Below are 22,587 nucleotides of genomic sequence, written 5' to 3'. Positions count from 1 at the left end.
TTCATTGAGTTTTTCCCCGTTCGGATGAAGCTTGGAAGTGAGCGACAGCGTCGACAACCGATAGTAACCGGCGATTGCGCATTGTTACCCTAGTCAACGGGGCCGATCTTACCACTGCACAGAGGGAAACAGGTACCTAAAACAGGGGAGGCGGGGCAGGTGGCGGGCCGCTGTACCGAGGCTATTTTGGTGTTACAGGCAGAAACTTAGCCCGGAATTAGAACTTTTGCTCTGCAATTTCAAAATGTTTGACAATTGCAACTTGGTTGCTGTAAATCGGTTATTACCATTGAATTGTTTTGTTTCAACAATTGCGTGACGAGACGGCGCTGCCTGCATCGCCATGCACCAGCCGCTCGAACACATCCTCCGAGCCCATCTGGCCCCCCTTGAGCATGATCTCCATGCCATCCAGCGCGGCATCGTCGCTGTGCACGCGGCACAGCGACGCGCCGGCGCCCATGTCGGCCACATAGGAAAGCCCCCAGGCGTCGAGCGCCTGCACGGCGTGGCTCGAGGTGTCGCCGCCGGCAATGCCGACGCGCTGGAGCGGCGCCATGGCCAGCACCCTGGCGAGCAGGTCGCCGCCGGCGCGCGAGAGGGCCTGGGCGTCGACCTCGTTGTCGGCCTCGGGGGGCGCCTCTTCGGCGGGCCGGGTGCAGGCCAGCACGTTGCGGCCGCGGGCGAGGCCCTGCGCGATCTCGCGCGCATGCCGCTCCAGCGTGGCCGCGTCGCGCTGCGCAAGGCGCGGCGCGTCGAGCCACACGGTGTCGAATGAGTGCGCCGCCGCCACCTGGCGCGCGGTGACGGGCGAGAGGCTGCCGGCAAGCACCAGCACGGGGCTGCGCGCTGGGCCCGTACGGTGTGGGTCCGCTTGCGCACCGGCTCGTGTGCCGAGTGCGCCGGCCAGCGCATCGACCACGCTGCTCGGCCCCACGGCCAGCAGCGTGGCGCGCCCAGCTTCGGCCCACAGCACCTGGCCGATGGCGGCGAGCTGCGGCGCATCGGCCACATCGAACAGCACGGCTTCGGCGGTGTTGCCGGCGTCCGGGCGCAGCGCGCGTTGCAGTGTCTCGCCGAGCACCTGCGGCCCCTGCGACGCGGCCGTGAAAGGAATGGAGCGCACGCCGGCCAGGCCCTGCTTGGCCAGGTGCAGCCTCAGGTCCGCCTCATGCATCGGCGTGACCGGATGCCGGCTCATCGTCGGATGGCGGTCGATGCGGAACACCTCGCCGCCGGCGCCGGCTGCGGCGAACAGGTTGCCGAACAGGCAGTGCCGGCCGATGTTGGGCTGGCCGCCGACGATCGCGGTCCAGGGCTGTTCGACGGCGCCGCGCAGTGCCCGCATGGCCGCGCCGATGGAGCCGATGTGCGGCGCGCTGTCGAAGGTGGAGCAGGTCTTGTAGTGCAGCACGCGCGCGCCGAGCGAGCGGAACAGCGCGGCGACCGGGGCCAGCTCGGCCCGCATGGCTTCGGGCGCCATGGCGCGCGCGGCGCCCGCGATGCCCAGCACGTCGAGTGGCCCGGCCTGCGCGAGCCGCGCGGCGTCGGGCGTCTTCAGGAAGAGCAGGGCACGCAGGCCGGCGCGCGCGGCGGTGCCGAGGGTGTCGGTGGCGCCGGTGAAATCGTCGCCGTAGTAGACGATGGCCGGCGCTTGCGTGGCTGGCATCACGGCTTGCCGAAGAAGGCCAGCGCGCGCGCCAGCTCGGGCGCGCCGCGGGCGGCTTCTTGCAGCGCGGTGCCGGCACGCGCGGCCGACCAGGCCTGGCGGATGCTGGTGACGCCGGCCGCCGCGCCATCGGGATGCGCGAGGATGCCGCCGCCGGCCATGAAGAGCAGATCGTCGCTGCCGATGGCGGCCCAGGTGGCGGGCACGGTGCCGGCCCACTGGCCGGACGAGAAGGCCGGCATCACGCGGTCGTCCGCAGCATCGGTGAGCGGCGTGAAGCAGTCGCGCGCCGATTCGATGACTTCGCTGTCGGGCTGCGAGAACTTGCCCTGCAGGCCATGCACGTGCATGTGGTCGACGCCCGTGAGCCGCCAGAGCGTCTGGTAGGCCTGGAACGAAATGCCCAGCAGCGGATGGCGCGACAGCGCGCCGTAGCCGTTGCGGTGGCCGTGCAGCGCCAGGCCGGTGTGGCGGCGCAGCGTCTGCATGCCCGAATGGCCGCACCAGTTGAGGCTGGCCATGACGCACGAGCCGCCTTCGCGCTCGACGAGGTCGGCATGCCGCTTCATCGCATCGGTTTCGTCGGTGATGTTGAAGGCCACCATCACGTGCTTGCCGGTGCGCTGCTGGTGCGCGCGCACCACGGCCATCACGGCGGGCACGCGCTCGGCGAGCGGGGCGTGCGCAGGGTTGGCGCAGACCTCGTCGTCCTTGATGAAGTCGACGCCCGCGGCGCAGAGCCTGGCGACCAGCTCGGCGGTTTCGCTGGCGGACAGCCCCACGTTGGGCTTGATGATGGTGCCGACCAGCGCGCCGCTTGCCACGCCGGTGATGCGCCGCGTGCCCGCGATGCCGGCGCGCGGCATTTCGAACTGGGCGCGGTAGGCGGCCGGCAGCTGCAGCGATTCGAGCCGCAGGCCCGTGACTTCGCCCAGGTCGTAGAGGTTGCCCGACACGGTGGCCGCGAGCGTCGGCAGGTTGGCGCCGATGTTCGCCACGGGAAAGGAGATGTCGATGTGCGCACGCCGCCATGGGCCGCGCGTGCCTTTGCGCTCCAGCAGTGCATTGGGCAGGCTCGGTGCCTCGGCGGGCGCCAACTCGGTGACCGCCTCGACCGTGGCGCGGGCACGTTCGCGCAGCGCATCGGTCTCGCCCTCGACGCGCGTGAAGGTGCCGCACGATTGTTCGCCGGCCATCACCTCGGCCACGGCGGCCGGGTCGAGCGGCGTCTCGACGAGGTAGCGCGCGCGGATGCGTTCGGCCACGGTCACAGCTTGCTCAGGTCAGGAAAGGGCCGTACCGGCTCGCTGCCGTCCCAGCCTTCGGAGGCGCTGCGGATCAGGTCGAACATCTTGCCCTTGGGCCCCGCCACTTCGGACAGCTCGATCACCGTGCCCGGGTGGTACTCGGTGTCGAAGTAGATGAAGCGGCCGCGCTCGCCCACCTCGCCGCTCATCACGGGCTTGAAGCCCTGCGCGGTGAGGCGCGCCAGGTCGGCGTCGTAGTCGGCCGTCCAATAGGCGACGTGCTGCAGGCCCGTGCGGCCGGCCTGCAGGAAGTCGCGGTACATCGAGGGCACGTCGTTGCGCGTCTGGATCAGCTCGACCTGCACATAACCCGAGTTGGCCAGCGCCACCGAGTTGTGGGGCTCGTGCGCCTGGCCGTTGTAGCGGTAGTTCTTGATGGGCACCTTGGGGTTGTAGAACCACGGGCCCACGCCCAGCGTGGTGCTCCAGTAGTCCATGGCGGCCTCGATGTCGTGCACGACATAGCCCAGCTGGCGAATCTCGCCGAGGAATCGACTCATTGCGGTTGGCTCCGTTGATGTGAGTGTGTTGTTGTGATCAGAACTTGAGAAAACCGGTCGAGAACCACGGGAACGCGGCCACGATCACCAGGCCCACCAGCATGGCGGCGATGTAGCCCCAGATGTGCTTGATGCCTTCGTCGGGGCTGACCTTGCTGACGGCGCAGGCGCCGTAGTAGCCCACGCCGAAGGGCGGCGCGAACAGGCCGATGCCCATCGCAAAGATCACGACCATGGCGTAGTGCACTTCATGCACGCCCGCGGCCTTGGCAATGGGAAAGAGAAGCGGCCCGAACAGCACGATGGCCGGAATGCCCTCGAGCACGCTGCCCAGCACGATGAAGGCGACGATCGACACCGCCAGGAAGCCGTAGGCGCCGCCCGGCAGCGCGCCCATGACGCGTGCCAGGTCCTGCGAGAAGCCCGACTGCGTGAGGCCCCAGGCCATGGCGGTGGCGCAGCCAACGATGAAGATGATCGCGCCCGAGAGCGAGGCCGTGTCGACCAGCATCGGCTTGAGCCGCTTCCAGTCGAACTGCCGGTACACCACCAGCCCGACGATGGCCGAATAAACGATGCCGATGGTCGACACCTCGGTCGCCGTGGCCACGCCCTCGACCACGGCGGCGCGGATCACGAAGGGCAGCAGCACCGCGGGCAGCGCCACGAGCAGCAGCTTGCCGATCTCGCGCTTGCTGTGGCGCTGCACACCGCGGAGGTCTTCGCGCCGGTAGCGCCACCACACCACGATGCACAGCGCCGCGCCCAGCACCACGGCCGGCAGCAGGCCGCCCGTGAACAGCGCCGCAATCGAGATGCCCGTGACGGAGCCGATGGTGATGAGCACGATGGACGGCGGAATGGTCTCGGTCTGCGCGCCCGTGGCCGACAGCAGCGCCACCAGGTCGCCGGGCTTGGCGCCGCGCTTGACCATCTCGGGGAACAGCACGGGCGCAATGGCCGCCATGTCGGCGATCTTGGAGCCCGAGATGCCCGACACCAGGTACATCGCACCAATCAGCACGTACGAGAGGCCGCCGCGCACGTGGCCCAGCAGGCTCGCAAGAAACTGGATCATGGCGCGCGCCATGCCCGTCATCTCGATCAGCGCGCCCAGGAAGATGAAGAGCGGCACCGCAAGCAGGATCAGGTGCGACATGCCTTCGTCCAGCCGCCCCACCATCACCAAGAGCGGCGTGCGCGTGGTGAGCGCCAGGTAGCCGAAGGTGGCCAGCGCAAAAGAGAACGCGATGGGCACGCCTGAGAGAACGGTGGCCGCCACCACCACCACGAAGAAGATCACCAGGTTGAACTTGCCGAGCGTGGCAAAGACCGGCGCCGCCAGCCAGAAGGCCGCCACCAGCGCTGCCATGCCGAGCACCGCGACGGCAATCTGCCGCCCGGTGCACACGCGCACGAGCCGCAGCAGCGCCATCGCCAGCATGATGGCGATGCCGGCCGGAATGGCCGCGGCGCGCCAGGCGTTGCTGATCTCCAAGGCGGGCGTGACGATGAACGATTCTTCGTGCGCATAGTCGACCGAGGGCCAGACGATCAGCACCAGGAAGGCGACCGAAGCCGCGATGGCAAAGGCGTCGAGCATGGCGCGGGTCGAGGGCTGCACCTTCTGCAGCAGCGCCGTCATGCGCATGTGCTCGCCGCGGCGCAGCGCCACCACCGCACCCAGCATCGAGAGCCACAGGAAGAGGATGGACGCGAGCTCGTCCGACCACACCAGCGGTGCGTGGAACACATAGCGCGACACCACGCCCGCGAACAGCACGCAGATCTCGGCCAGCACCAGCAGCGCGGCCGCGGCCTCGACCAGGCCGCCGAGCACACGGTCGACGCGCCCCGCGATGCCGCTCAGCGCGTTGGCGGACGGCCCGGCGCCCACGTCCCCGTGCAGGAGGGGCGCCGCCTCGAAAGTGGATTCATGCACCATGGCCGCTCAGGCCAGCTTGCCGACGGCGCCTTCGAGCAGCGCCCACGCCTCGGGGCCGAAGCGGCCCTTCCACTCGCCGTAGAAGCCCGATTCGCGCAGCTTGGCGCGAAAGCTCTCGGCCACCGGGCGGTTGATGCTGAGGCCCTTGGCCTGCAGGTCGCCGACCACCGATTCGTTGAGCTTCCTGATGTCTTCGCGCTGCTGCATGCCGGCGTCGTTGATGGCGCGCGCGACGATGGTCTTGAGGTCGTCGGGCAGGGCGTCCCATGCGCGGCCGTTGGCAATGAACCAGTAGCCGTCCCAGATGTGGTTGGTGAGCGAGCAGAACTTCTGCACCTCGAACAGCTTGGCCACCTGGATGATGGGTAGCGGGTTTTCCTGCGCATCGACGATCTTGGTCTGCAGGGCCGAGTACACCTCGCTGAACTGCAGGCTCGCGGGCGCGGCGCCCAGGCCCTTGAACATCGAGATCGACAGCGGGCTCACGGGCACGCGGATCTTCAGGCCGTCCATGTCCTTGGCGCTGGTGACCGGCGCCTTGCTGCTGGTGGTCTGGCGAAAGCCGTTGTCCCACATCTTCTCGAAAGCGTAGAGGCGCGACTTGGCGATGGCGCCGCGCACATGCGCGCCGAGCTTGCCGTCCATGGCGCCCCACACCTGCGCGTAGTCGTTGAACGCAAAGCCCACCGCGTTGATGGCGGCCACCGGCACCAGCGTGGCAATTACCAGCGCGGAGGGCGTGAAGAACTCGATGCCGCCCGAGCGCACCTGCGCCAGCATGTCGGTGTCGCCGCCGAGCTGGTTGTTAGGGAAGATCTTGATCTCGACCCGGCCCTTGCTTTCCTTGGCGATGCGGTCGGCCGCCTCTTGCGCGCGGATGTTCAGCGGATGGCTGAGCGGCAGGTTGTTGCCGTACTTGTACGAGAACTCCGCGGCGCGCGCGATGCGCGGCAGGGCCGACACGATGCCGGCGGCGGGGAGGGCGGAAAGCGTGCGCAAGGCACCGCGGCGGTTCAGGCGAGTGAGCGAGGTCATGTCTTTTGTCTCCAGGATCTTCGGAATGCGGTTGATGCAATCTGATGCACCATTGGATTCGAGCCACAGCGAAGATAAAAGCATGCATGATCCGGGTCAAACTCGATCTTGATGGTTTTTGATGTATGCGGGATAACCCTTCACCTCCTGCCGATGCGCGGCGTGCGCGCGTGGTCGACATCGCGCGGGCCGCGCAGGTGTCGACCGCCACCGTCGACCGCGTGCTCAACCGCCGCCCCGGCGTGCGCGACGCCACGGTGCAGCGCGTGCTCAAGGCCGCGGGCGAGCTCGACTACCTGCCGGGCCCCGAGCTCTATGCCGCGCTCACGCCGCCGCCTTTGCGGCTGGTGTTCCTGCTGCCGGCCGGCACCAACCGCTTCATTCGTATGCTGGGCGACATGGTGGGCTATTCGCAGGAGCACTGGGCGCCGTTCAACGTGCAATGCCGCACGGTGTTCATCGAGAGCTTCAATCCGCACGAGCTGGCGGACGCGTTGCGCAAGCATGGCCAGCGTTGCGACGGCATCGCGATGATGGCGCTGGAGCACCCCGCGGTGCGCGAGGCGGTGGCGGCGCTGGCGGCGCGCGGGCTGCCGGTGGTCACGCTGATCTCCGACCTGTCGAACTCCGAGCGCGCCGCCTTCGTGGGGCTGGACAACCGCGCGGCCGGCCGCACCGCGGGCTACCTCATCGGCCGCTTCATCGGCGCGCGCGCCGCAAAGGTCGCGCTCATCGCGGGCAGCCTGAGCTACAAGGCCCATGAAGAGCGCGAGGCCGGCTTCCTGCACGTGATCGACGAGATGTTTCCGCGGCTCGAAGTGGTGGGCCTGCGCGAAGGCCAGGACGATGCCGGCAAGAACTACCGGCAGACGCGCGCGCTGCTGGAGCAATACCCCGACATGGGCGGCATCTACAACATCGGCGGCGCATCCGACGGCGTGGCGCGGGCGCTGAAGGAGGCGGGGCGCGAGCAGAAGGTGGTGTTCATCGGGCATGGGCTCACGCCCGACACGCGCACGCTGCTGATCGACGGCAGCATGGACGCGGTGATCACGCAAAGCCCGCACACCACGCTGATGAGCTGCGTGCGCATCTTTGCCAACCTGCGCGACGGGCGCGAGGCGCTCAGCGGCGTGGAAACCACGCGCAGCCAGGTGATCTTCCGCGAGAACCTGCCCTAGGTTTTTCTCGCGCTTAAGCCTTCGATCAGTAGGCCGCGCGCGGCGCGGGCTCTTCGGCCGGCGGCGCGCCGCTGAAGTCGGCCGCGAGCTTGCGAGCCGCGCCCGCGAACAGCAGCACGTCGACACCCACCGCAACAAAGCTGCAGCCCAGCTCCAGGTAGCGCCGGGCCAGCTTCGGATCGGAGGTCAGCGTGCCCGCGGCCTTGCCCGAGGCCACGATGGTGCGCATGGCGGCCTCGATGGCGGCCTGCACTTCGGGGTGGCCGGGCCGGCCGCGGTGGCCCATCGACGCGGCCAGGTCGGCCGGGCCGATGAAGACGCCGTCGATGCCGTCCACCGCGCAGATCTGCGGCAGGTTGGCAAGCGCCGCCACGGTTTCGGCCTGCACCAGCAGGCAGACTTCCGCATCGGCGATGTCGAGGTAGTCGGTGCGCGCGCTCCACTGCGAGGCGCGGCCCACCGCGCTGCCGACGCCGCGGATGCCCAGCGGCGGATAGCGCGTGGCCGACACCAGCGCGCGCGCCTGTTCGGCCGTGTCGACCATGGGCACCAGCAGGTTCTTGGCGCCGATGTCGAGCAGCTGCTTGATGAGCGCCGTGTCGCCCTGCACCGCGCGCACCACGGGCTGGGCGCGGTGGGGCGCCACGGCCTGCAATGCGGCCAGCGTCGAGCGCAGGTCGTTGGGCGCGTGCTCGCCGTCGATCAGCAGCCAGTCGAAGCCGGCGGTGGCGCTCACCTCGGCCATGTAGGGGTCGGCCATCGAAAGCCAGAGGCCGATCTGCGGTTGTTTGGCGGCCAGGGCTGTCTTGAAGGCGTTGAGGGCGGGCATGTTTTTTCCGTTGATGTGTGGGGCGTAGGCGCGGCGTCAGTCGAGCTGGCCCTGGCAGACGTATTTGGTGTGCAGGTAGTCGTCCAGGCCGTGCACCGAGCCTTCGCGGCCGTAGCCTGAATCCTTCACGCCGCCGAAGGGCGCGGCCTCCGCGGCCAGTGCGCCTTCGTTGATGCCGACGATGCCGGCTTCGAGCGCATCCGCCACGCGCCAGATGCGGCGCACGTCGCGCGAGTAGAAGTACGCGGCCAGGCCGAAGGGCGTGTCGTTGGCCTGGGCCACCACCTCGGCTTCGCTGGCGAAGCGCGTCAGCGGAACGACGGGGCCGAAGGTTTCTTCGCAGGCGCAGGCCATGGTGGCGTCGGCGTTGACCAGCACGGTGGGCGCGAAGTAGTTCGGCCCGAGCGCGGGCAGCCGCGCGCCGCCCGCGAGCACGCGTGCGCCGCGTGCCACGGCGTCCTGCACATGGCGCTCGATCTTCTCGATGGCACGCGCATTGATCATTGGGCCGATCTGCGAAGCGGGGTCGCTGGCCGGACCGACGCGCAGCGATCCGACACGGGCCGCGAGCAGCCCGGCAAACTCGTCATGCACGGCCTCGTGCACGAACACGCGGTTCGGGCACACGCAGGTCTGGCCGCCGTTGCGGAACTTGGCGGCCATCAGGCCGTCGACCGCGGCGTGCAGGTCGGCATCCTCGAACACGATGAAGGGCGCATTGCCGCCCAGTTCGAGCGACAGCTTCTTGAGCGTGTCGGCCGAGGCGCGCGCCAGGTGCTTGCCGACCGGCGTCGATCCGGTGAAGGTGATCTTGCGCACGCGGGCATCGCCCAGCCACGCGTCGACCACCTCGGGCGTGCGCTCGCGCGAGGCCGTCACGATGTTGAGCACGCCCGCGGGCACGCCGGCCTGCGCGGCCAGCGCCACCAGCGCGAGCGAGGTGAGCGGCGTGTCCTCGGCCGGCTTGCACACCACGGTGCAGCCCGCGGCCAGCGCCGGCGCGATCTTGCGCGCGATCATCGCGGCCGGAAAATTCCAGGGCGTGATCGCGGCCACCACACCGACCGGCTCCTTGATGGCGAACATGCGCCGGCCCGGAACGGGCGCGGGAATCACGTCGCCATTGGCGCGCGTGGCCTCTTCGGCAAACCACTCGATGTAGCTCGCGGCGTAGGCGACCTCGCCGATGCCTTCGGCCAGAGGCTTGCCTTGTTCGCGCGAGATCAGGCGGCCGAGGTCGTCTTGATGCGCGAGCACCAGGTCGTTCCAGCGCTTGAGGATCTGCGCACGCTGCTTGGCCGGCGTGCGGCGCCAGGCGGGGAAGGCGGCGTGCGCGGCATCGGCGGCGGCACGGGCTGCATCGGCGCCGGAGTCGGGCACCTGCGCGATGAGCGCGCCGGTGGCGGGATCGGTCACGTCGAGCGTGCGGCCGGCGGCAGAGCACCATTCGCCGGCGATGAAGTTGGCGGTGCGCTGCAGGTCGGGGCGGGTGAGATTGAGAGGCATGTCCGTCGGTATCAAAAGAAGGTCAACTCACGATGCCGAGGTGCCACGGCACGAACTCGTGGTCGCCCAGGCCCAGCGCTTCGCTGCGTGTCCGCTCGCCGGAGGCATGGCGCAATATCTGCTCGAAGATCCGCTGGCCCAGCTCGGGCACCGAGAGCTCGCCGTCGAGCACCACGCCGCAGTTGATGTCCATGTCCTCCTCGAGGCGCTTGAACATCGGCGTGTTGCTGGCCAGCTTGATGGTGGGCGCGGGCTTGCTGCCGAACATCGAGCCGCGCCCGGTCGTGAAGCAGATCAGCTGCGCGCCACTCGCGATCTGTCCGGTCACGGCCACCGGGTCGTAGCCCGGCGAATCCATGAAGACGAAGCCGGCCTGGTCGATCGGCTCCGCGTATTCGTACACGGCCTGCAGCGGCGTGGTGCCGCCCTTCATGGCCGAGCCGAGCGATTTCTCGAAGATGTTGGCGAGGCCGCCGGCCTGGTTGCCGTGCCCGACCACGCCGTTGAACTGCGCGTTCTGGCCGGCCGCATAGCGCTCCCACCAGGCCAGCCGGTCGAGCAGCTTCTGGCCGACCTCGGGCGTGGCGGCGCGCCGCGTGAGCATGAATTCGACGCCGTGGATCTCGGGCGTTTCCGAAAGAATGGCGGTGCCGCCGTGGCGCACCAGCACGTCCATGGCCGCGCCCAATGCCGGGTTGGCCGTGATGCCCGAGAAGCCGTCGGAGCCGCCGCACTCCAGGCCGATCTTCAGGTGGTTGGCACCCACGCGGGTGCGCTCGGCGGCATTGGCCTCGGGCAGCATTTCTTCCACGGCGCGGATGCCGGCCTCGATGGTCTGGCGCGTGCCGCCCACCTCCTGCATGACCATCGTGCGCATCAGGCGGCCCTGCTGCAGGCCCTGCGAGTCGACCAGCGCATCGACCTGGTTGCGCTCGCAGCCCAGGCCCACGATCAGCACGCCGGCCAGGTTGGGATGGCGCGCATAGCCGGCCAAGGTGCGGCGCAGCACGTCGAAGTGCTCGCTCGGCGACGACATGCCGCAGCCGCTGGTCTGCGCGAAGGCGGCCACGCCGTCCACGTTGGGAAAGGCCGCCAGGCGCTCGGGCGTGAAGTGCGCCGCGATGCGCTTGATGACAGTGGCCGAGCAGTTGACCGACGACAGGATGCCGATGAAGTTGCGCGTGCCCACGCGGCCGTCGGCCCGCACAAAGCCCATGAAGGTGGCGCGCTCGGCCTCGGGCACGTAGGCCACCGGCCGCAGGTCCTGGCAGAAGGCCGGGTCGCGGTAGGAGTCGACCAGCGTGAGGTTGTGGCTGTGCACGTAGTCGCCCGCCTCGAGGTCGCGCGAAGCCACGCCAATGACGGTGTCGTACTTCTTCACCTGCTCGCCGGCCGCAATGGCGCGCGACGCAATCTTGTGCCCCGCGGGAATCTGCGCGCGCGCCCGCACGCCAAACTCGGCAATCGTTTCGCCGAGGGCGATGGGTGTCTTGGCAACCAGCACGTTGTCGTGCGGGTGCAGGCGAAGCAGGGGGCTGTCGGCCATCAACCTTTCTCCATCAGTTCCTTGAGATTGAGCTTGCGGATCAGCTCGGTCTCCTGGCGGTAGACGGCTTCGACGTACTTGCGGTACTCGGGGCCGTCCTGGTACATGACCGGCGCATCGATGCTGTCGGCCACCTTCTTGAATTCCTCGCTGGCAACGGCCACGCGGAACGCATCGCGCAGCTTCTTTTCCACCGCGGGCGGCAGGCCGCGCGGCGCGCCGATGCCGTTGGGTGCTTCCACCACCACGTCGTAGCCCAGTTCCTTGAGCGTGGGCGTGTCCTTGAAGCGCGGCGTGCGCGCCTCGCCCCAGGTGGCGAGCAGCCGCAGCTTGCCGCTTTCGACGTGCGGCGCCCAGGAGCTGCTGTCGGCCAGCATGTCGACCTGTTCGCCCAGCACGTCCTGCAGCGCGGCCGAGCCGCCCTTGTAGGCAATGGCGTTGAACTTGACGCCGGCCGCCTGCGCGAACTGCTCCATGCCCACGTGGGTGGCGCCGCCCACGCCCGCATGCGCGTAGCTGACGACGCCCGGCTTGGCCTTGGCCTGCGCCACCATGTCGCGCAGCGACTTGAAGGGCGAACTGGCCGGCACCGCGATGCCGAAGGTCTGGCCCGAGGTGCGCGCGAGGTAGCTCAGGTCCTTGAGCGGATCGATCTGCACGGTGCCGATCTGCGCGAAGCGCGTCACCGAGATCGGGATCTGCCCGATGGTGTAGCCGTCCGGCCGGGCCGAGGCCAGCGCCTTGGTGCCGATCATTCCCGAGGCGCCCGCGCGGTTCTCCAGCGCAATGGGCTGGCCGAGTTCGCGCGCTGCAATCTGGCAGATGGCGCGCATCGAGCGGTCGGCCGTGCCGCCGGCGGGCCACGGGCAGATGAAGGTGATGGGGCGTTCCGGATAGTCGGCCGCAAAGGCGCGGCCGGTGGCGGTGGCGAGCGCGGCGGCGCCAAGGCCGCCCAGCACCAGTTGGCGCCGCTGCAGGGTGCGATGCAAGGTCATGCGTATGTCTCCGACGATTGTTGTTCGAGAAAGCTGGGCGCATTCTTCAGTAGACAATCATTGCAATCCAATGAAATAGCGGACTCGCTTCATAGCCCGGAGGTTATGAAGCGGAAAACACCGCACCCACCACGATGAGCCAGATCGACCGCGTCCTGCGTTCCAACCTCAAGTTGCGCCACCTGCAGATGCTGGTGGCGCTCGACCAGTTCCGCCACCTGGGCCGTGCGGCCGAGTTCCTGTCGGTCACGCAGCCGGCGGTGTCCAAGTCGCTGGTGGAAATCGAGCGCATGTTCGGCCTCGCGCTGTTCGAGCGCTCCACGCGCGGCACCGAGCCCACGCCCTATGGCGAGAGCGTGGTGCGCTTCGCGCGCTCGGTGCTGGCCGACTACGACCGCACGCGCGACGAGATCGCCGCCGTGGCCAGCGGCGCCGCCGGCCGCACCAGCGTGGGCGCCATGGTGGTGGCCATGCCGGTGCTGCTGGCGCGCGCGGTCGAGATGCTCAAGGCCAACTCCTCGCAGACCACGGTGCTGGTGGAGGAGGGCGACCTCACGCGCCTCTTGCCCAAGCTGCGCCTGGGCGAGCTCGACCTGTTCGTCGGGCGGCTGGAGCCCGGCTACGCCGCGCCCGACCTCGAAACCGAGGCGCTGCTTGCCGAGCCCATGCAGGCGGTGGTGCGGCCGGGGCACCCGCTGGCCGCGAAGCGCCGGCTGGGCTGGGCCGACCTGGCGAAGGAGCACTGCGTGATGCCGCCGCCCTGGGCTTCCTTGCGCGTGAAGCTCGACCAGATGTTCTTTCGCGACGGCGTGCATCCGCCGGCCGACATCATCGAATCGGCCTCGTTCCTCGCGCAGATCAGCTTTTTGCAGCAGCGCGACGCGGTGGCCTTCATGGCGCGCTCGGTGGCGCGGCATTTCCAGCAGCAGGGCATGCTCAAGGTGCTGGCGCTCAAGGTGCCGATCGAGCTGCCGCCGGTGGGCCTCATCACCATGCGTGGGCGCCGGCGCACGCCCAGCACGCAGCAGCTGATCGAATGCCTGCGGCGCGCGGCCAGGGTGAAGTCCGCGGCTTGAGGCGGCGCCGTGGCTTTCCTGCACCGAATACCCAATTCATGGGAATGCACTCTGCAGTGCCTTCGGCGACCATTCGGGCATGTATTTGCATACCCTGGTCGCCGATCTGCCGCATGCGGACCGCACGGCATTGGACGAGGCCAGCGAACTGCGCGCCTACCAGTGCGATGAAACCGTTCTTGCCTCTGGCGAGTGGACCGACCGGGTCTATTGCGTGGCGAGCGGGCTGCTCCAGGTGGTGAGCCACGGACGCGCGAGCGGCGCCGATGTCGTCACCGACCTGATCTGCCAGCACGACTTCTTCCTTGGCCCTTCGCTCGGCGAAAACCGCTACCAGGCAAAGCACACGCTGGTGGCGGCCGAGGCTTCGTCGGTCTACCTGATTCCCGTGGCGGCCCTGCGCGGGCTCTGCGAGCAGTACCCGCAGATGGCGCTGAAGCTGCTGGGCATGGCCATCGAGCGCACGAGGGCGATGCGCGGGCAACTCGGCCTGGGGTAGGCCACGCGCTATTTGCCCGGCGGCGGGCTGGCCGGAGCCGTTTGCGGCGCGCTCTGGGTCGGCGTCGACGGCTTGACCGGTGCTTCCTCGCGCGTCTGCGCCAGGAAGTTGTAGGCCAGCGCCAGGATGAACACGAAGATGGCCGCGCCGATGCCCCAGCGGAACAGCCGCGCATTGTCACGCTCGTCGGTCTTGAGTTGTCGAGAAGACTTCATTCTTGCGATTTCCCTTCAGTGCAGAAGGCGGGGGCCAGGCGCCCGGTCAGGCCGTGGCCTTCGCGCGTTCGATGATGCCGCGCACTGCAAACGACAGGGTGCAGAGATAGCGGGCGTCGGCCGAAAGCGACCGGCTCATGGCGTGGATGAGTTCGTCGAAATCCTCGTCCGCGGGGCCGCTGCCGAGATCGCGGTTGCGGCGGGACAACGAGTCGCGGATCCGGCTCTGGACCTGCACGTAGTCGGCGCGCAGCAGTACGCTGCGCGCGAGCAGTACATCCAGGTTCAGCAGGTCCAAGGCGTTCATGGATGTTCCTTCCAGCGCGGTGTCGACATCAAAGATTCGGATCGCGATCGAAGGTGCCGCGTAGGAACCTTTCGCATGTGAGGTGGCAGCGCAGACTACATCCAGCGGCCGCGGCAAGATGCTGCTTACGGGATTACACGAGCGGTGGCTGGAACTGCTCGAGGCGGCGGCGCCCGGCCACGCGCGAGCTGCCTTCGATCGCGATGTCCGGCTTCGGCCGCCGCGCCGATGCACGCCGGGCGCTGGAGGCCGGCTTCAACGCGCATCTGCCGAAACCCGCTTCGCTCGAGGAACTCAAGGCCGCCATCGGCCGGCTGTGAGAGCTTGCGCTAGCGCTGCGCGCGGAAGATGAAGCCGCTGGCCGGAGCGATCCATTCGGCCTCGCCGGTCGCATGCGCTGCGGGCGCCGCGGCGCAGCCGGTGAACAGCATGCGTTCCTCGGCCAGCAGGAACTGGCGCGCGGGGACGCCCCGATCGGCCGCTTGACTGACGTGCAGCGTTGCGCCCGCAAGGCGCAGGGTGTCCCCGGGCTGCGGCCACAGCACGGCAGCATCGGGCCATGCGGATCGAAGCGCATCGAGCGTCGCGGCCGAGGGCTGCGTACCCGCCGCGGTCCAGAGCAGCCACTTCACCTGGCCCGGCGCTGCGTTCTGCGCAAGGCCGTGCGGCAGGGGATCGATCAATGCCCAGTGGCCGCCTTCGCCGCCGACGAAATAGCCGTGGTGCGAATCCGCTGCGCCCGCCACGCGCACGACGCGCGCCGACAGCCGCGTGACCAGGCCCGGCTCGAGCGCATAGTGCGCATGGCCCTTGCCGTCGGGGTCGAGGTGGCCGATCTCCTCGTAGGCGGCTTCGTCGATGTTCACCGCGCGGCGGCCCGCAGGCCCGTCGGCCAGCCGCGGCATGTTCAGCACGATCCGCGTCAGCGCCCGCGCATGCGCCATGCAGTCGGCAGCGCTGCCGAAGCCTGCCAGCTCTTCGAGCGTGCGCCGTGTCACGTTCATCAGCTTGAGGCCGCGGCGCGGGTCTGCTGCCTCCGCGGGCTTGAGCCACATGTGCGCCACGGTCTCGCGGCCGTCGGGCTTCACGGCCTGTGCCGGCGGCATCTGCGCAATGAAGAAGCGGGTGTCGAAGCGGCGCGGCATGCCGGGCGGCGTGAGCCAGTGGCTGAAATAGGCCAGCCGGTCCATCGCAAGGCGCCAGCCCTGCGCCTCGCACATGGCCAGCAGCGCATCGGTGCCTTGCTCGGCGGCATGCCGCATCGATTCGAGCCGGCTCGGCGGCAGGCCGTCGAGTTCGACCAGGCGGTCTTCGGCATCGCTTGCAAACAGGACGCCCGCTTCCTCGAAGCATTCGCGCACCGCGGCGGCGTAGTAGTCGAGGCCGCCGTCGGGCAGGCCCAGGCGCGCGCTGGCCGCGGCGTCGTCCAGGCCCTTGCACATCAGGTGCAGGCGGCGGTCGTGCGCGTCGACCACGCCGCCCGGAAAGACGCTGGCGCCGCTGTTCTGGTCGTTGGCCTTCTCGGCGCGGCGCAGCAGCAGCACTTCCATGCCGTCGGCGCCGTCGCGCAGGAGGATCAGGGAGGCCGCGACGCGGATGGGGCGCGGCATGGACGGCGCTGGACCCGGCGGGGTCGTTGTCGTCGAAGGCTTGGCGTTCATGGGCGCCGATTGTCGGGCCAACGACGGCCTCGGGCACCGCGTCAGATCGCGCGCTGGTTCACCCGCCTGGAGAACTGCTCGGCGCTTTCCTTGCGTTCGCTGTAGCGGTCGACAAGGTAGGCGGCCGCATCGCGTGTGAGCAGGGTGAACTTCACCAGCTCTTCCATCACGTCGACCACCCGCTCGTAGTAGGCGGAGGGCTTCATCCGTCCCGCTTCATCGAACTCCAGGAAGGCCTTGGCGACCGACGACTGGTTGGGAATGGTCAGCATGCGCATCCAGCGCCCGAGCACGCGCAGCTGGTTCACGGCATTGAACGACTGCGATCCGCCCGACACCTGCATGACGGCCAGCGTCTTGCCCTGCGTGGGCCGCACGGCGCCCATGCTGAGCGGAATCCAGTCGATCTGCGCCTTCATGATGCCGGTCATGGCGCCGTGGCGCTCGGGCGAGCACCACACCATGCCTTCGGCCCATTGCGCGAGCTCGCGCAGCTCTTGCACCTTCGGATGATCGTCCGGTGCGCTGTCCGGCAGCGGCAGGCCGGCCGGATCGAAGATGCGCGTTTCGCCGCCCATGGCCCGCAGCAGCCGCGCGGCCTCTTCGGTCAGCAGCCGGCTGTAGGAGCGATCGCGCAGGGAGCCGTACAGCAGCAGGAAGCGCGGGGCGTGGCGCGACGGTGCCGCATGGGAGAAGCGCTCGGGCGAGGGCCTGTCGAACAGCTCGGCATCGATGTTCGGAAGCTCAGGCAGCGCGGTCGACACGGCGGCCCTCCGCATCGATGACCAGCTCGCCGTCTTCCTTGGTGAACGGGCCTTTTTGCGGCGAGGGCAGGATGTCGAGCACCTCTTCCGAAGGGCGGCACAGGCGCGTGCCGATCGGCGTGACCACGATGGGGCGGTTGATGAGGATCGGATGCGCGAGCATGAAGTCGAGCAGTTGCTCGTCGGACCACTTGGGATCGTCGAGTCCGAGTTCGTCATAGGGCGTGCCCTTGCGGCGCAGCAGTGCGCGCGGCGCCATGGCCATGGCGGCGAGCAGTTCGCGCAGCGTTTCCCTGGTGGGCGGGGTCTTCAGGTATTCGACGACCCGGGGCTCTTCGCCGCTGTTGCGGATCAGCGCGAGCGTGTTGCGCGAAGTGCCGCACGCGGGGTTGTGAAAGATGGTGATGGAGGGGCTGGTCGGTTGCATTCTTGCAATTATGCAACTATTATTGAAATATGGAAGAACAAGACATCGTCAGATCCCTGGCCGCGCTGGCCCAGCCGGTGCGCCTGCAGGTGTTCCGTGCCCTGGTGGTGGCGGGCCCGGCGGGGCTCACGCCCGGCGCGCTGGTGGAGGCGCTCGACGTGCAGGCCACCAGCCTCTCGTTCCACCTGAAGGAGCTGACCCATTCGGGGCTGGTGACGCAGGAGCGCAGCGGCCGCAACCTGATCTACCGCGCGGCCTTCGAGCAGATGAACGCGCTCATCGGCTACCTCACCGAAAACTGCTGCCAGGGCGAGGCTTGCCTGCCCCAGGCTTGTGCATGCTGAACCCCACCGCCGCCGCTGCACCGTCCGCACCGCCGCCCGCCATCGGCTTCTTCGAGCGCTACCTCACGGTGTGGGTTGCGCTGTGCATCGTGGTGGGCATTGCGCTGGGCCAGTGGCTGCCGGGCGTGTTCCGCGGCATTGCGTCGCTGGAGGTGGCCAAGGTCAACGTGCCGGTGGGCGTGCTGATCTGGGTGATGATCATCCCGATGCTGCTGAAGATCGACTTCGCGGCGCTCGGGCAGGTGAAGGCGCATTGGCGCGGTATCGGCGTCACGCTCTTCATCAACTGGGCCGTGAAGCCGTTCTCGATGGCGCTGCTGGGCTGGATCTTCATCCGGCACGTGTTCGCGCCGTTGCTGCCGCCAACGCAGCTCGACAGCTACATCGCGGGCCTGATCCTGCTGGCGGCGGCGCCCTGCACGGCGATGGTGTTCGTGTGGAGCCAGCTGTGCAAGGGCGACCCGTACTTCACGCTGTCGCAGGTGGCGCTCAACGACGCAATCATGGTGGTGGCCTTCGCCCCCGTGGTCGCGCTGCTGCTCGGGCTGTCGTCGATCACGGTGCCCTGGGACACGCTGCTGACCTCGGTGGGCCTGTACATCGTGGTGCCGGTGGTCATTGCGCAGCTGCTGCGCAGGCATCTGCTCAAGAGGGGCACGGCGCACTTCCAGGCGGTGGCGGCGCGGCTCGGGCCTTGGTCGATCTCGGCGCTGCTGCTCACGCTGGTGCTGCTGTTCGCGTTCCAGGGCGAGGCCATCCTCCGGCAGCCGCTGGTGATCGCACTGCTCGCGGTGCCCATCCTGATCCAGGTGTTCCTGAACTCGGGGCTGGCCTACGTGCTCAACCGCAGGCTGGGCGTGGCGCACTGCGTGGCCGGCCCGTCGGCGCTGATCGGCGCGAGCAATTTCTTCGAGCTCGCGGTGGCCACGGCGATCAGCCTGTTCGGCTTCCAGTCGGGCGCCGCGCTGGCCACGGTGGTGGGCGTGCTGATCGAGGTGCCGGTGATGCTGCTGGTGGTTTCGGTGGTCAACCGGTCGCAGGGCTGGTACGAAAAAGGCGTGCGGGCCGCCTGAGGGTCCGCAGGGCGTGTTCTCCGACATGGGCCGGCGGGCTTTGGGGCCATGATCGGCCACGCATGAAGATCGCGACCTTCAACGTCAATGGCATCAACAGCCGGCTTGCGCTTGTGCTGTCCTGGCTGGCCGAAGCCCGCCCGGACGTGGCCTGCCTGCAGGAGCTGAAATCCCCGGACGAGAATTTTCCGGCCGCGGCCATCCGCGAAGCGGGCTACGGCGTGCTGTTCCATGGCCAGCGCGCATGGAACGGCGTGGCCATTCTTGCGCGAGGCAGGGAGCCGATCGAAACCGGCCGCGGGCTCGACGGCAACTCCGAGGACAGCCAGAGCCGCTATCTCGAAGCGGTGGTGAACGGCGTGATCGTCGGCTGCCTGTACCTGCCCAACGGCAATCCGCAGCCCGGCCCCAAGTTCGACTACAAGCTCGAATGGTTCGAGCGGCTCAACGCCCATGCGCGCCTTCTCTACGGCTGCGGCATGCCGGCGGTGCTGGCCGGCGACTTCAACGTGGTGCCCACCGACGCGGACATCTACAACCCGGCTTCATGGCAGGACGATGCGCTGCTGCAGCCGGAAAGCCGCGCGGCCTTCGCCCGCCTGCTGAAGCAGGGATGGACCGACGCGATCCGCACGCGCCACCCCCGCGAGGCGATCTACACCTACTGGGACTACTGGCGCAACCGCTGGCCGCGCAATGCGGGCCTGCGCATCGACCACCTGCTGCTCAACCGCGAGCTCGCACCCTTTCTGGCCGATGCGAACGTGGACCGCGAGGTGCGCGGGCGCCCTGGAGCGAGCGACCACGCGCCGGCCTGGGCCCTGCTCGACCTGCCCGCCGGTTGATCAAAAGGAGGGGGTTGTGAACAAAGGGGTTACATTTACGTACTTATCAAGCCGCCTGAACGACGCGTCCCCTTTCCCGCGAGATCCACTCCAGTGACCATCGGAACAACGGCGGATGCCTGCTTTCCCGGCTTCGACAGCGGGTTCGTCATGGCTTTCCAGCCGATCGTGGATTTCCAGCGGCGCGAAGTGTTCGCGCACGAAGCCCTGGTGCGCGGCACCTCGGGAGAGGGCGCCTTCGAGGTGCTCTCGCGCGTCAACCCGCGGCTGCGCTTCGCCTTCCACGAGGCCTGCCGCGTGAAGGCCATCGAAACCGCTTCGGCGCTGGGCATGGAGTCGCGGCTGAGCCTCAACATCCTGCCCAACGACGTGGCGGGGCATCAGGACGAGTGCTTCCACACCGCCATGCTGGCCGCGCAGCGCTGCAACTTTCCGGTGGACCACCTGATGTTCGAGATCACCGAAGGCGAACGCGTGGCGGACCTGCCCGCGCTGGCGTCGGTGTTTCGTACCTACAAGGACTACGGCTTCACCTCCGCCATCGACGACTTCGGCGCCGCCTATGCGGGCTTCGAGCTGCTGGCGGGCTTCCAGCCCGACGTGGTGAAGATCGACATGGGCCTGGTGCGCAACATCCACAACGACGCGGTCCGGCTCAGCATCGTGAAGGGCTTCGTGGGCACCTGCGGCGAACTCGGCATCCGCGTGGTGGCCGAAGGCGTCGAGGCCTCGGAAGAGGTCCATGCGCTGCGCGCGCTGGGCGTGGACCTGTTCCAGGGCTTCCTGTTTGCCAGGCCCGGCATCGCCATGCTGCCGGCCGTGGCGTGGGACGCGGCCTGAGACTTCAGCAGCTCAGGCGTTGCTGGTTGCGCGGACTTCCTCGATGGTGGTCTGCCCCGACAGGACCTTGCCGATGCCGTCCTGGCGCAGCGTACGCATGCCCTCGCGCAGCGCCGCTTCCTGCAGTTCCTCGGCGCGCGCGCCGCTTTGCACCAGGCGCCGCAGCGTCCTGGAGATCACCATCAGCTCGTGGATGCCGACGCGGCCGCTGAAGCCGGTGTTGTCGCAATGCGTGCATCCGGGGCTCGAAAAGGCCTGCAGCCGGCCGTCGCGGCCGTGCTGGCCGAGCCAGCCGCTGTGCACGGCCTCGCGTTCGGCCGGCGTCTCCTGACCCGCGAACGCGTGCATGTAGTCGGCCAGCAGCTCCTCGACTTCCTCGGGGCGCATGGGGCGGCTCTGCAGGCAGTGGCTGCACAGGCGCCGCACCAGGCGCTGCGCCAGCACCGCGAGCAGCGAGTCCGCGAAGTTGAAGGGGTCCATGCCCATGTCCAGCAGCCGCGTCACGGTTTCGGGCGCGCTGTTGGTGTGCAGCGTGGAAAGCACCAGGTGGCCCGTGAGCGAGGCCTCGATCGCCGTCTTGGCCGTTTCCTCGTCGCGGATCTCGCCGACCATGATGACGTCGGGATCGGCGCGCACGAAGGCCCGCAGCGCCTTGGCAAAGGTCCAGTCGATGCGCGGATTCACCTGCACCTGGCGCAGGCCGGGCTGGGTGATCTCGATCGGGTCTTCGGCGGTCCAGATCTTCCGCTCCGGCGTGTTGATGTGCATCAGCGCCGAATGCAGCGTGGTGGTCTTGCCCGAGCCCGTTGGCCCGACGCACAGCACCATGCCGTAGGGGCGCTCCACCGCCTTGGTGAGCTCCAAGAGATTGCGCGGCGAGAGCCCGAGCTTGTCCAGCGCAATCGGCTTGGCCGAGGCCAGGATGCGCATCACCACGTCTTCCAGCCCGTTGGCCGTGGGGATGGTGGCCACGCGCAGCTCGATGCGGTGCTGCGGCGAGTACTTGGCGAAGTTGATCTTGCCGTCCTGGGGCTTGCGCTTTTCGCTGATGTCCAGGTCGCACATGATCTTCACGCGTGCGACCACCGCGTTGCGGTAGCTGGCCGGCAGCTCCAGGTGGGTGTGCAGCCGCCCGTCGCGGCGAAACCGGATGCGGGTCTTTTCCTTGCCCGGATAGCTCTCGATGTGGATGTCCGACACGCCTTCGCGGTGCGCGTCCACGATCATGCTGTTGATCATCCGCACCAGCGAGTTGTCCGACTGCTCGATGGCCGCCTCCTCGATGGCCGGTGCGGGGCGCTCTTTCTCGAGCGTGACCAGCAGGTCGCTGGTGCCCAGGCTGGTGCCCGGGCCGGGGCTGCTGCCGAGGCCCGCGCCGCCCATGTCGAAGTCCAGCGGCCGCGAGGGATCGTGCACGACGGTCGGGTCGGCCGATTCGGTGCCGATCTTGCCGTAGGCCTTGTAGAGCACGGTGTCCAGCACCAGGCATTCGCCGATCACCGGCACCACCTTCCTCTGGGAGATGAACTCCACTTCGTCGATGGCCGCATGGCGGCTGGCCGGATCGTCGAGCGCGAGGATGAGGCGCCCATCGTGGATCATGAGCGGCATCACCTGCAGGCGGCGGGCCACGGCATGGCTGATGGTGCGCAGCGCGTCCACGGCCACCGGGAACTCGTGCAGGTTCACGAGCGGGTAGCCCATCTTGCGCACCAGTGCCGCCTGCAGCTGGGCCCGCGTCACCGCGCCCATGCGCACCAGCGTCTCGCCCAGCGGCACGCTGCGGTCCAGCTGCTGCTGCTCGAGGCCGGCGCGCAGCTGCTCTTCCGTGAGCATGCCCAGCGCCATCAGGGCCTGGCCGATGCGCAGGATGGGCATGCGGCTCTGGACTTCCAGTGCGTGCAGCAATTGCTCGGGCGTGACGACTTCGGTGGGGGACATGAAATGGTTTCTCCTGTGAAGGGGATTCTGAGGCCGCCAGGGCGCGCTTGTCAGCAGGAATGCGCGCCTCGCCACCTGCATT

Annotated in this window: 22 protein-coding genes; 7 read left to right on the top strand and 15 right to left on the bottom strand. The window is 68.6% G+C overall.

The genetic code is table 11. The annotated features are described in order from the left end of the window. Positions 1-304: 304 nt before the first annotated feature. From AC1DSC_RS07400 to AC1DSC_RS07380, 5 genes are read right to left on the bottom strand one after another with little or no spacing between them, the layout of a single operon-like run. The gene (locus AC1DSC_RS07400; protein ID WP_436298342.1) at positions 305-1,669 is read right to left on the bottom strand and encodes a four-carbon acid sugar kinase family protein; all 1,365 of its coding nucleotides are present in this window, start codon (positions 1,667-1,669) and stop codon (positions 305-307) included. Next, on the bottom strand, positions 1,669-2,940 hold the full coding sequence (locus tag AC1DSC_RS07395) for a ribulose-bisphosphate carboxylase large subunit family protein (RefSeq protein WP_436298343.1): 1,272 nt from the start codon (positions 2,938-2,940) through the stop codon (positions 1,669-1,671). Before AC1DSC_RS07395 ends, AC1DSC_RS07400 begins: the two co-directional genes overlap by 1 nt. Further along, the gene (locus tag AC1DSC_RS07390) at positions 2,937-3,476 is read right to left on the bottom strand and encodes a VOC family protein (protein ID WP_018902920.1); all 540 of its coding nucleotides are present in this window, start codon (positions 3,474-3,476) and stop codon (positions 2,937-2,939) included. Before AC1DSC_RS07390 ends, AC1DSC_RS07395 begins: the two co-directional genes overlap by 4 nt. A gap of 37 nt (positions 3,477-3,513) precedes the next feature. After that, the gene (locus AC1DSC_RS07385) at positions 3,514-5,421 is read right to left on the bottom strand and encodes a TRAP transporter large permease (RefSeq protein WP_436289129.1); all 1,908 of its coding nucleotides are present in this window, start codon (positions 5,419-5,421) and stop codon (positions 3,514-3,516) included. A gap of 6 nt (positions 5,422-5,427) precedes the next feature. Further along, positions 5,428-6,456: a TRAP transporter substrate-binding protein gene (locus tag AC1DSC_RS07380; protein WP_436289130.1), complete on the bottom strand. Its 1,029-nt coding sequence runs from the start codon at positions 6,454-6,456 to the stop codon at positions 5,428-5,430. Between the two features lie 125 nt (positions 6,457-6,581). On the opposite strand from AC1DSC_RS07380, the gene AC1DSC_RS07375 reads away from it, so the two are divergent. Beyond that, positions 6,582-7,637 (top strand): LacI family DNA-binding transcriptional regulator, encoded by a 1,056-nt coding sequence (locus AC1DSC_RS07375; RefSeq protein ID WP_012747082.1) that lies wholly within the window; start codon positions 6,582-6,584, stop codon positions 7,635-7,637. 25 nt (positions 7,638-7,662) lie between these two features. On the opposite strand, the gene hpaI is transcribed toward AC1DSC_RS07375, so the two are convergent. The 4 genes from hpaI to AC1DSC_RS07355 are packed head-to-tail and all read right to left on the bottom strand — an operon-like array spanning position 7,663 to position 12,513. Beyond that, a complete protein-coding gene (gene hpaI, locus AC1DSC_RS07370) occupies positions 7,663-8,466 on the bottom strand; it encodes a 4-hydroxy-2-oxoheptanedioate aldolase (RefSeq protein ID WP_018902917.1) in 804 nt (267 codons plus the stop codon). Positions 8,467-8,502: 36 nt separating this feature from the next. Continuing rightward, a complete protein-coding gene (locus AC1DSC_RS07365; RefSeq protein WP_018902916.1) occupies positions 8,503-9,972 on the bottom strand; it encodes an NAD-dependent succinate-semialdehyde dehydrogenase in 1,470 nt (489 codons plus the stop codon). 22 nt (positions 9,973-9,994) lie between these two features. Next, positions 9,995-11,518, bottom strand: a complete 1,524-nt coding sequence (locus tag AC1DSC_RS07360) for a UxaA family hydrolase (protein WP_018902915.1) — start codon at positions 11,516-11,518, stop codon at positions 9,995-9,997. Continuing rightward, positions 11,518-12,513, bottom strand: coding sequence for a tripartite tricarboxylate transporter substrate binding protein (locus AC1DSC_RS07355; protein ID WP_012747086.1), 996 nt, complete (start codon positions 12,511-12,513; stop codon positions 11,518-11,520). Before AC1DSC_RS07355 ends, AC1DSC_RS07360 begins: the two co-directional genes overlap by 1 nt. Before the next feature lie 134 nt (positions 12,514-12,647). Here AC1DSC_RS07355 and AC1DSC_RS07350 point away from each other — a divergent pair, with 134 nt between their 5' ends. Together AC1DSC_RS07350 and AC1DSC_RS07345 are read left to right on the top strand one after the other, a co-directional pair. After that, on the top strand, positions 12,648-13,589 hold the full coding sequence (locus AC1DSC_RS07350; protein WP_018902914.1) for a LysR substrate-binding domain-containing protein: 942 nt from the start codon (positions 12,648-12,650) through the stop codon (positions 13,587-13,589). 79 nt (positions 13,590-13,668) lie between these two features. Next, positions 13,669-14,088 (top strand): Crp/Fnr family transcriptional regulator, encoded by a 420-nt coding sequence (locus tag AC1DSC_RS07345; RefSeq protein WP_018902913.1) that lies wholly within the window; start codon positions 13,669-13,671, stop codon positions 14,086-14,088. Positions 14,089-14,096: 8 nt separating this feature from the next. Here AC1DSC_RS07345 and AC1DSC_RS07340 read toward each other — a convergent pair whose 3' ends face one another. The 5 genes from AC1DSC_RS07340 to arsC form a co-directional block, all read right to left on the bottom strand. Continuing rightward, positions 14,097-14,303: a hypothetical protein gene (locus tag AC1DSC_RS07340; protein ID WP_012747089.1), complete on the bottom strand. Its 207-nt coding sequence runs from the start codon at positions 14,301-14,303 to the stop codon at positions 14,097-14,099. 46 nt (positions 14,304-14,349) lie between these two features. After that, a complete protein-coding gene (locus AC1DSC_RS07335) occupies positions 14,350-14,610 on the bottom strand; it encodes a hypothetical protein (protein WP_012747090.1) in 261 nt (86 codons plus the stop codon). 329 nt (positions 14,611-14,939) lie between these two features. Next, positions 14,940-16,220: an NUDIX hydrolase gene (locus AC1DSC_RS07330; protein ID WP_018902911.1), complete on the bottom strand. Its 1,281-nt coding sequence runs from the start codon at positions 16,218-16,220 to the stop codon at positions 14,940-14,942. A gap of 92 nt (positions 16,221-16,312) precedes the next feature. Continuing rightward, complete coding sequence (gene arsH / locus AC1DSC_RS07325) at positions 16,313-17,050, bottom strand: arsenical resistance protein ArsH (RefSeq protein ID WP_018902910.1); 738 nt, start codon at positions 17,048-17,050, stop codon at positions 16,313-16,315. Continuing rightward, positions 17,016-17,462, bottom strand: coding sequence for an arsenate reductase (glutaredoxin) (arsC, locus tag AC1DSC_RS07320; protein ID WP_018902909.1), 447 nt, complete (start codon positions 17,460-17,462; stop codon positions 17,016-17,018). The genes arsH and arsC overlap by 35 nt, the downstream gene beginning before the upstream one ends. 29 nt (positions 17,463-17,491) lie before the next feature. Between arsC and AC1DSC_RS07315 the strand changes: the two genes are divergently transcribed. The 4 genes from AC1DSC_RS07315 (at position 17,492) to AC1DSC_RS07300 (ending at position 20,564) form a co-directional block, all read left to right on the top strand. Continuing rightward, positions 17,492-17,806, top strand: coding sequence for an ArsR/SmtB family transcription factor (locus AC1DSC_RS07315; protein WP_018902908.1), 315 nt, complete (start codon positions 17,492-17,494; stop codon positions 17,804-17,806). Then, entirely contained in the window at positions 17,800-18,879 is a 1,080-nt protein-coding gene (gene arsB / locus AC1DSC_RS07310; RefSeq protein ID WP_018902907.1) for an ACR3 family arsenite efflux transporter, read from the top strand. The genes AC1DSC_RS07315 and arsB overlap by 7 nt, the downstream gene beginning before the upstream one ends. A gap of 62 nt (positions 18,880-18,941) precedes the next feature. Beyond that, complete coding sequence (locus tag AC1DSC_RS07305; protein WP_012747096.1) at positions 18,942-19,724, top strand: exodeoxyribonuclease III; 783 nt, start codon at positions 18,942-18,944, stop codon at positions 19,722-19,724. A gap of 93 nt (positions 19,725-19,817) precedes the next feature. After that, positions 19,818-20,564 carry an EAL domain-containing protein gene (locus tag AC1DSC_RS07300; protein ID WP_012747097.1) on the top strand — a complete coding sequence of 249 codons (747 nt, stop codon included), beginning with the start codon at positions 19,818-19,820 and terminating at the stop codon, positions 20,562-20,564. Positions 20,565-20,576: 12 nt separating this feature from the next. On the opposite strand, the gene AC1DSC_RS07295 is transcribed toward AC1DSC_RS07300, so the two are convergent. Next, the gene (locus AC1DSC_RS07295; RefSeq protein WP_436287655.1) at positions 20,577-22,505 is read right to left on the bottom strand and encodes a GspE/PulE family protein; all 1,929 of its coding nucleotides are present in this window, start codon (positions 22,503-22,505) and stop codon (positions 20,577-20,579) included. Positions 22,506-22,587 lie beyond the last annotated feature (82 nt).

This window comes from Variovorax sp. 01N425 (assembly GCF_056399465.1).
The sequence above is the reverse complement of the archived record's forward strand: the minus strand, read 5'-3'. Positions and strand labels throughout refer to the sequence as shown.

Bases quoted from the DNA above. Each gene is read 5' to 3' on its own strand.
- AC1DSC_RS07345 (WP_018902913.1), top strand. From the start codon at position 13,669: ATGTATTTGCATACCCTGGTCGCCGATCTGCCGCATGCGGACCGCACG.
- AC1DSC_RS07340 (WP_012747089.1), bottom strand. From the start codon at position 14,303: ATGAAGTCTTCTCGACAACTCAAGACCGACGAGCGTGACAATGCGCGG.
- AC1DSC_RS07335 (WP_012747090.1), bottom strand. From the start codon at position 14,610: ATGAACGCCTTGGACCTGCTGAACCTGGATGTACTGCTCGCGCGCAGC.
- AC1DSC_RS07295 (WP_436287655.1), bottom strand. From the start codon at position 22,505: ATGTCCCCCACCGAAGTCGTCACGCCCGAGCAATTGCTGCACGCACTG.
- AC1DSC_RS07385 (WP_436289129.1), bottom strand. From the start codon at position 5,421: ATGGTGCATGAATCCACTTTCGAGGCGGCGCCCCTCCTGCACGGGGAC.
- arsH (WP_018902910.1), bottom strand. From the start codon at position 17,050: ATGCGGAGGGCCGCCGTGTCGACCGCGCTGCCTGAGCTTCCGAACATC.
- AC1DSC_RS07315 (WP_018902908.1), top strand. From the start codon at position 17,492: ATGGAAGAACAAGACATCGTCAGATCCCTGGCCGCGCTGGCCCAGCCG.
- AC1DSC_RS07330 (WP_018902911.1), bottom strand. From the start codon at position 16,220: ATGCCGCGCCCCATCCGCGTCGCGGCCTCCCTGATCCTCCTGCGCGAC.
- AC1DSC_RS07305 (WP_012747096.1), top strand. From the start codon at position 18,942: ATGAAGATCGCGACCTTCAACGTCAATGGCATCAACAGCCGGCTTGCG.
- AC1DSC_RS07390 (WP_018902920.1), bottom strand. From the start codon at position 3,476: ATGAGTCGATTCCTCGGCGAGATTCGCCAGCTGGGCTATGTCGTGCAC.
- AC1DSC_RS07350 (WP_018902914.1), top strand. From the start codon at position 12,648: ATGAGCCAGATCGACCGCGTCCTGCGTTCCAACCTCAAGTTGCGCCAC.
- AC1DSC_RS07400 (WP_436298342.1), bottom strand. From the start codon at position 1,669: ATGCCAGCCACGCAAGCGCCGGCCATCGTCTACTACGGCGACGATTTC.
- AC1DSC_RS07365 (WP_018902916.1), bottom strand. From the start codon at position 9,972: ATGCCTCTCAATCTCACCCGCCCCGACCTGCAGCGCACCGCCAACTTC.
- AC1DSC_RS07375 (WP_012747082.1), top strand. From the start codon at position 6,582: ATGCGGGATAACCCTTCACCTCCTGCCGATGCGCGGCGTGCGCGCGTG.
- AC1DSC_RS07355 (WP_012747086.1), bottom strand. From the start codon at position 12,513: ATGACCTTGCATCGCACCCTGCAGCGGCGCCAACTGGTGCTGGGCGGC.
- arsC (WP_018902909.1), bottom strand. From the start codon at position 17,462: ATGCAACCGACCAGCCCCTCCATCACCATCTTTCACAACCCCGCGTGC.
- AC1DSC_RS07360 (WP_018902915.1), bottom strand. From the start codon at position 11,518: ATGGCCGACAGCCCCCTGCTTCGCCTGCACCCGCACGACAACGTGCTG.
- AC1DSC_RS07380 (WP_436289130.1), bottom strand. From the start codon at position 6,456: ATGACCTCGCTCACTCGCCTGAACCGCCGCGGTGCCTTGCGCACGCTT.
- hpaI (WP_018902917.1), bottom strand. From the start codon at position 8,466: ATGCCCGCCCTCAACGCCTTCAAGACAGCCCTGGCCGCCAAACAACCG.
- arsB (WP_018902907.1), top strand. From the start codon at position 17,800: ATGCTGAACCCCACCGCCGCCGCTGCACCGTCCGCACCGCCGCCCGCC.